Source organism: Acidovorax sp. (assembly GCF_022763525.1).
Lineage (GTDB): Bacteria > Pseudomonadota > Gammaproteobacteria > Burkholderiales > Burkholderiaceae_C > Acidovorax.
The window spans coordinates 1-6,710 of sequence record NZ_JALEGG010000304.1 but is presented as its reverse complement, the minus strand read 5'-3'; the positions used below and the strand labels follow the sequence as shown (position 1 = coordinate 6,710).

The window sequence follows — 6,710 nt, the reverse complement described above, 5'->3', positions numbered from 1 at the left end:
GTGTGCTACTGCGCGGGGTACTACCGCACCATGCGCGCCACCGTCTTCGACCTGGCGGAAATGCTGCGCCACGAGCAGATCAACTACAACGGCGCGCTGCATGTGCTGGCCGCCGTGCTGCCTGCCATGCTGACCGCCGCGCAGGCAGGCCGGCCGGGCCACGTGAGCCTGATCAGCAGCGTTGCGGGTTATCGCGGCCTGCCCAAGAGCTTGGCCTATGGCCCCACCAAGGCGGCCCTCATCAACCTGGCCGAGGCGCTCTACCTGGACCTGCATGACCTGGGCATGGGCGTGAGCGTGATCAACCCGGGCTTTGTAGCCACGCCGCTCACGGCGGGCAACGACTTCACCATGCCGGCGCTGATCTCGCCCGAGGCCGCAGCAGCTGCCATCGTGCGGGGCTGGGAGCGGGGGCATTTCGACATCCATTTCCCCAAGCGCTTCACGCGGGTGATGAAACTGCTGCGCGTGCTGCCGTATCGGTGGTACTTTCCGGCGGTTCGCAAATTCACAGGTCTTTGAACGGTATGCACCCACCGGAAACCATGATCGCTACGGAAGAGGCCGTCACGCGCGTCATTGCGTTCTTTGAAAACCTGTCGCCCGCCGATGTGGCGACCCTCGGCCAGTTCTACGCCCCAGCGGCGCGCTTCAAGGATCCATTCAACGAAGTGCAAGGCGTGCCCGCCATCCAGGCCATCTTTGCCCACATGTTCGAGGCACTGGAGCAGCCGCGTTTTGTGGTCACCGGCCGCGTGGTGCAAGGCCAGCAATGTTTTCTGACCTGGGATTTCCTGTTTGCCTTTAAGAACTTTGAGAGGGGCGTGACGCAGACCGTGCGCGGCGCCTCGCACCTGGTGCTGGATGAGCAAGGCCTCGTGACCTTGCACCGCGACTACTGGGATGCGGCCGAAGAGCTGTACGAAAAACTGCCCGTGGTGGGCGCTCTGATGCGCTGGCTCAAGAAGCGCGCCAACAGCTGATCGTTGGCGCTTGGGTCATGCCAGGGTCTTGATGCGCGGGTGTCCGGGCAGCGGCACGGCGCGCTGCAGCACCCCCTCAGCCAGCCACAGCGCACTATTCCACGCGCGCTGCGCCACATAGGGCAGGGGTAGCTGCTGGTAGTCGTCGTTGAAGACCTCGAAGCTGTAGTCGCCCTGGTAGCCCATGCCATCGAGGGTGCGCACCAGCTCGGCCAGGGCCTGGCTGTGCACGCCCTCGCCAGGGAACACACGGAAGTGCCGCGCCGTGTCGATGCGCTCCTGCACCGTGCGGGTTTCCTGCCACATGAAATCTGACAGTTGCACCAGGTAGATCTTCTCAGGGTCCACATCTTCCAGGGCCGAGAGCGGCGTGCTGGTGGCGAACTGGTGGTACGAGTCGATGGCCAAGCCGAGGTTGGGGCAGTCGGCCTGCTCGACCGCCGCCCAGGCCTGGTGCACCTCGTTGATGTGCCGTCCCCACGAGAGCCCTTCAAACGCCACGCGGATGCCGTGCGGCAGCGCCAGCAGGGCCAGCTTGCGCAGGTCGCGGGCAATGGCGTCGGCATCCGCCGTGGCGTGGGATGACGTGGAGCTGCAGGCCAGCAACACCGGCGCACCCAGGTCGCGCGCCATCAGGATCATCTGCTTGGCGATGTCCACCTTGTAGCTGTGCAGGTGGCCCGAGAGACCTTCAAAATCCCGCAGCACCTGGAAGCCCGTCACGCGCAGCCCACTGCTGCGCACCGCGTGCACGGCGGCCTCGATGCCTTCGGGGTGGCCGACGATATCGCGCGCGGCCAGCATGATCTGGCCGAAGCCGGCTTCCTTCACCGCGGCGAGCTTGGCCTCCAGCGGCCCGGCCAGACTGATGGTGTCCATGCCGAAATCGGCGACGTTGCGTTGCATGGCGGTTCGGCGCATGGGCGGTCTCCAGACTCAGCGTGCGTCCAGCACGAGCTCAAAACTGGGCGAGCCCGCATCGGCACGCGTGAGGGCGCCGCGCGTACCGGTGTGCACGCCCGTGGGCGATTCCACAAACTCGACGCCTCGGGCCCGCAGCGAGTTCACGGTGGCCAGCACATCGGGTGTACCAAAGGCCACGCGCTGCAGCAGCTCCTCGGGGTCGGCATCCAGGGCGTCGACCAGCGGCTCGATCAACTGCCAGTGCAGCGTGCCGCAGGGGCTGGCCAGGATGCGGCCATGGGTGAGCACGCCAAACGACTGATCCGGCGCCAGCTCGGCAAAGCCGAACAGTTCGCTGTAGAAGTGGATCCAGTCCGCCCCCCGGCCCAGGCCGATGTACTGCACCACGCCGAACAGATGCAAGCCCTGCAGCGCCGGTGGGCGCGGGTTGACGGTGGGGATGGGCACGAAGTCCACGTCGTAGATCGAGAACTCTTTCCAGCGGTCCACGAAGTAGATGCGGCTGGTGCCCACGCCGTGGATGGCGGGGATGTTCAGCTCCATGACCTCGACCTCCGTGTGCACGGCCCAGGCGCCCAGCTCCAGCACGCGGCGGTAGGCTGCAGCCGCGTTGCCCACGCGGAAGGCGATGGCGGCCAGCACCGGCGTTTCAGTCAGCGTGGGCGGGGCATGCAGGCCGGTGCGTTCGGTGTCCTGATGGGCGTTGACGATGATGTTCATGTCGCCTTGGCGGTACAGCAGCACCTCGCGCGAGCGGTGGCGGGCCACGGGCTGAAAGCCCATGCGCTCCAGCGCCTGGCCGAGCGCCTGTGGCCGGCTTGTGGCGTATTCAATGAACTCGACGCCCTGCAGGCCCAGGGGATTGGGCAGTTCGCCCAGTGCTTCGCGGGCGGCCATCATCGGTGTGCTCATGGGTGCAGCTCCTTGTGCGTTGCGCAGTGGACGAGAGTCAGCGCGTGCCGACCAGGCGGCGGAAGTGCGCGTCCATGCGGGCTGCGTCCGGGGATTCCCCGGTGAACAGCTCGAACGCCCCCACGGCTTGGCCCACGGCCATGCCGCCGCCATCCGATACCTTGCAGCCCAGTGCCCGAGCCGCCCGGACCAGGGCGGTTTCGAGCGGGAAATAGACCACCTCAGACACCCACATCGCGGGCCGCAGCAAGGCCAAGTCGAGCGGCAGGCCGGGCAGCTTGTCCATGCCCGTGGGCGTGGCGTGGATCAGGCCGGTGGCCTGTGCCATGGCAGCGCGGACCTCGCCCGCTTCGGCCCGGTGGCCATACAGGGCGTTGACATCGGCGGCCAGTTGCGCTGCGCGCTCAGGTTGGGCGTCGACGATGGTCAGATGCTGCGCGCCCAGCCGCAACACGGCGTGCGCAATCGCGGCGCCCGCGCCGCCCGCTCCCAGCAGCACGACGCGTCGCAGGTCGGCCCCGGGCAACGCGCGGGTGAAGCCCCAGGCCCAGCCCGATCCATCGGTGTTGTGCCCCACCAGCTTTCCATCACGGATGACCACCGTGTTGACGGCGCCCATGGCCTGGGCTTCCTCGGACAGGCTGTCCAGATGGGGGATCACCGCCTGCTTGCAGGGGTAGGTGACGTTGCAGCCCGCATAGCCCATGATGCGCGCCGCTGCCAGCAGCGTGGGCAGCTCCTTCACGGACGAGGCCGAACGATCCAGGTCGATGAGCTGGTAGTGCAGGCGCAGCCCGTGGTGGCGCGCCTCTTCCTCATGCAGAGCGGGCGACAGCGATTGCTGGATGCCTGCACCGATTAGACCGATCAGCACCTTGCGAGGGCTAGTGGAAAACATGGTGGGCGTGGTGGTGATGACCGGGGGATCGAGGAGCTGGGTGCTCATGGGGCGGGCGCGATATGGAGTGAGCGCGCTGCCGGGACGGTAGTGTGTTTACCGCACGGCAGCGCGGGGATTGCGGCGATGGCCTACTTGCCCCCGCGCAGCTTGGCCAGCGTGGAATAGACCTCTTGCACCGTCTCGGCACCGACCTTCTCGCTGTGCTTTTCGACCACGGGCTTGACCTTGGCGCGCAGCTTGTCGAGCTCGGCAGCCGAGAACTCGGAGACCTGCATGCCGGCCTTCTTGAGGTCTTCGAGCGCCACATCGGCCTGCACGCGAGACACGCCGCGCTGGAAGGTGGTGGCCTCGGCCATGGCCTCGGTGAGCGCCTTCTGGTCGACGGGGCTCAGGCTGTCCCAGAACTTCTTGCTCACGATCACGGCCTGGGGGTTGTAGATGTGGCGCGTGACGGTGAGGTGCTTCTGCACCTCGGCGAACTTGGACGACAGGATGGTGGAGAACGGGTTTTCCTGGCCGTCCACGGCCTTTTGCTCCAGAGCGGTGTACAGCTCGGGGAAAGGCATGGGCACGGCATTGGCGCCCAGCGCGTTGAACATGTCGATGTAGATCGGCGACTGGATCACGCGGATCTTCAGGCCCGCGATGTCTTCGGCCTTGGTGATGGGTTTCTTGCTGTTGGTCAGGTTGCGAAAGCCCAGCTCCCAGTAGCCCAGGCCCACGAGGTTCTTGGCCGGCAGCTTGTCGAGCAGCTTCTTGCCGAAGGGGCCGTCGGTCACGGCGTCGGCCTCCTGCGGCGTGGCAAACAGGAACGGGAAGTCGTAGATACCGAATTCCTTGGCCTGGGCCGACAAGATGCCCGCGTTGAGCACGGTCATCTCCACCGTGCCGCCCTGCAGGGCCGATACGGTCTGCAGGTCGCCACCCAGCGCGCCGCCAGGGAAGAGCTTGACGGCAATGCGGCCGTTGGTCTTGGCGGCCACCAGGTCGGCGAACTTCTGCGCGCCCTGGGCCTGCGGGTGATCCTTCTGGTTCTGAAAGGCGAACTTGATGGTGCGCTCCTGGGCATGCGCCGCAGGCAGCAGCGAGGCAGCGACGAGGGCCGTGGCGAGCAGGGTTTTGAGCAACTTCATGGAAATGTCTCCTTGGGGTTCTAGGGGCAAGAAATGGGGTACCGGTCGGCGGTCAGCCGCCCAGCCAGCGCAGCGGCACCGTGACGATGGAGGGAAACAGCACCAGCAGGAACATCACGGCGAACTGGGCCAGCATGAAGGGCATGACACCGCGGGTGACCTGCGACATCGAGATGCGGCCGACACCCGCCACCACGTTGAGCACCGTGCCCACGGGCGGGGTGATGAGGCCGATGGCGTTGTTGATGATGAACAGCACGCCGAAATACACAGGGTCGATGCCTGCGGCCTTGACCACGGGCATCAGCACAGGCGTGAGAATGAGGATGGTGGGCGTCATGTCCATCGCCGTGCCGACCACCATGACCAGCACCATGATGGCAATCAGCAGCAGCGTTTGGTTGCCCATGAAAGGCTGCAGCATGCCAATGACCTTGGAAGGCAGGTCGGCCACGGTGATGAGCCAAGCCGAGACCATGGCTGCGGCGACAAGGAACATCACCACCGCGCTGGTGCGGGCCGATGCACGGAAGACCTCGGCCAGTTGCCGCCAGGTCAACTCACGGTAGACGACCATGGCCACGAACAGCGCGTACACGGCGGCCACCACGGCAGCTTCGGTGGGCGTAAAAACCCCCATGCGCAGGCCGACCAGGATGATGATGGGCAGGCCCAACGCCCACACGGCTTCGCGCAGGGCAACGGCCAGCTCGCCGCGGGTGGCGCGTTTCGGCGGCGCCACGTCTTCGCGCCGCACCAGCCACCACCAGGTGGCCGCCAGCGCGAGCCCCAGCAGGATGCCCGGGACGATGCCCGCGAGGAACAGCTTGCTGATGGACACATTGGCCGCCACGCCAAAGATCACGAAGCCGATGGAAGGCGGGATCACAGGGGCAATGATGCCGGCCGATGCGATCAAGCCGGCCGAGCGCTCCTTGTTATGGCCGGCCGCCACCATCATGGGCAGCAGCAGCGACGCCAGCGCCGCGGCATCGGCCACGGCCGAGCCCGACACAGCGGCCAGGATCACCGCCGCCATGATGGCCACGTAGCCCAGGCCGCCCGGCACGTGACCCACCAGCGCCAGCGCGAACTTCACAATGCGCTTGGACAGGCCGCCCACGTTCATGATCTCGCCTGCCAGCATGAAGAAGGGCACGGCCAGTAGCGGAAAGCTGTCGGCGCCGTTGATGACGTTCTGCGCCAGGATCTGGGCATCGAACAGGTCCAGGTGCCACATCAGTGCCATTCCGCTGATGAGCAGGGCATACGCGATGGGGACACCGATCGCCATGGCGAGCAGCAGGGAACCGAGGAAGATGGTGACGGTCATGGTGGGCGTGTGCGCAGGGTCAGGGACGGGGGCTGCCAGGGGTTTCAGATGACGCATCGCCGCCGGGCGAGCGGTGCGCGAGGGCCGCCATTTCTTCGCTTTCCTGCACCATGACCAGTTCGTCCTCAGCCAGCGGAACGAACAGCGTGCGCAGCAGGTCGTGCAGCAGGATGGCGATGCCCGAACCGCCCATCAGCACACCGCTGGCGTAGAAGATGCCCACCGAGGCGCCGGTCACCGGGGCTTCGGTCTCCCAGTTGATGAGCATCTGGGCCCAGCTGCCGCTCAGCAGCAACCACGACACATACAGCATGGCGAGCTGCGCCATCACCAGGCAAGCCTTCTTGCCCAGGGCAGGCAGGCGCGAAACCAGCGCATCCGTACCCAGGTGGCCATGCTCGCGCAGTGCCACCACAGCGCCCATGAAAGTCAGCCACACGAAAAGCCAGCGCGAGAGCTCTTCCGATACCGTGATGCCGGAGTTCAGCGTGTAACGCAGCACCACATTGCCAAACACCAACACC

General features: G+C 66.1%; 8 protein-coding genes. 2 read left to right on the top strand and 6 right to left on the bottom strand.

Going from position 1 to position 6,710, the window contains the following annotated elements:
- Positions 1 to 522: SDR family NAD(P)-dependent oxidoreductase (locus MRY84_RS22975; protein ID WP_291507977.1), on the top strand; the 522-nt coding region annotated here is incomplete at its 5' end.
- Between the two features lie 23 nt (positions 523 to 545).
- Positions 546 to 983 carry a nuclear transport factor 2 family protein gene (locus MRY84_RS22970; protein WP_291507976.1) on the top strand — a complete coding sequence of 146 codons (438 nt, stop codon included), beginning with the start codon at positions 546 to 548 and terminating at the stop codon, positions 981 to 983.
- Positions 984 to 998: 15 nt separating this feature from the next.
- On the opposite strand, the gene MRY84_RS22965 is transcribed toward MRY84_RS22970, so the two are convergent.
- The 6 genes from MRY84_RS22965 to MRY84_RS22940 form a co-directional block, all read right to left on the bottom strand.
- Complete coding sequence (locus tag MRY84_RS22965; RefSeq protein ID WP_291507975.1) at positions 999 to 1,904, bottom strand: sugar phosphate isomerase/epimerase family protein; 906 nt, start codon at positions 1,902 to 1,904, stop codon at positions 999 to 1,001.
- Between the two features lie 15 nt (positions 1,905 to 1,919).
- Entirely contained in the window at positions 1,920 to 2,819 is a 900-nt protein-coding gene (locus MRY84_RS22960) for a VOC family protein (protein ID WP_291507974.1), read from the bottom strand.
- 37 nt (positions 2,820 to 2,856) lie between these two features.
- Positions 2,857 to 3,717 (bottom strand): shikimate dehydrogenase, encoded by an 861-nt coding sequence (locus tag MRY84_RS22955; RefSeq protein WP_291507978.1) that lies wholly within the window; start codon positions 3,715 to 3,717, stop codon positions 2,857 to 2,859.
- Positions 3,718 to 3,848: 131 nt separating this feature from the next.
- On the bottom strand, positions 3,849 to 4,853 hold the full coding sequence (locus MRY84_RS22950; RefSeq protein WP_291507973.1) for a TRAP transporter substrate-binding protein: 1,005 nt from the start codon (positions 4,851 to 4,853) through the stop codon (positions 3,849 to 3,851).
- Positions 4,854 to 4,905: 52 nt separating this feature from the next.
- Positions 4,906 to 6,186, bottom strand: coding sequence for a TRAP transporter large permease subunit (locus MRY84_RS22945; RefSeq protein WP_291507972.1), 1,281 nt, complete (start codon positions 6,184 to 6,186; stop codon positions 4,906 to 4,908).
- 19 nt (positions 6,187 to 6,205) lie between these two features.
- The coding region (locus MRY84_RS22940; protein ID WP_291507971.1) for a TRAP transporter small permease at positions 6,206 to 6,710 on the bottom strand (505 nt) is incomplete at its 5' end.

Coding starts and splice junctions, on each gene's coding strand:
- MRY84_RS22955 (WP_291507978.1), bottom strand. CDS start 3,717: ATGTTTTCCACTAGCCCTCGCAAGGTGCTGATCGGTCTAATCGGTGCA.
- MRY84_RS22960 (WP_291507974.1), bottom strand. CDS start 2,819: ATGAGCACACCGATGATGGCCGCCCGCGAAGCACTGGGCGAACTGCCC.
- MRY84_RS22965 (WP_291507975.1), bottom strand. CDS start 1,904: ATGCGCCGAACCGCCATGCAACGCAACGTCGCCGATTTCGGCATGGAC.
- MRY84_RS22970 (WP_291507976.1), top strand. CDS start 546: ATGATCGCTACGGAAGAGGCCGTCACGCGCGTCATTGCGTTCTTTGAA.
- MRY84_RS22950 (WP_291507973.1), bottom strand. CDS start 4,853: ATGAAGTTGCTCAAAACCCTGCTCGCCACGGCCCTCGTCGCTGCCTCG.
- MRY84_RS22945 (WP_291507972.1), bottom strand. CDS start 6,186: ATGACCGTCACCATCTTCCTCGGTTCCCTGCTGCTCGCCATGGCGATC.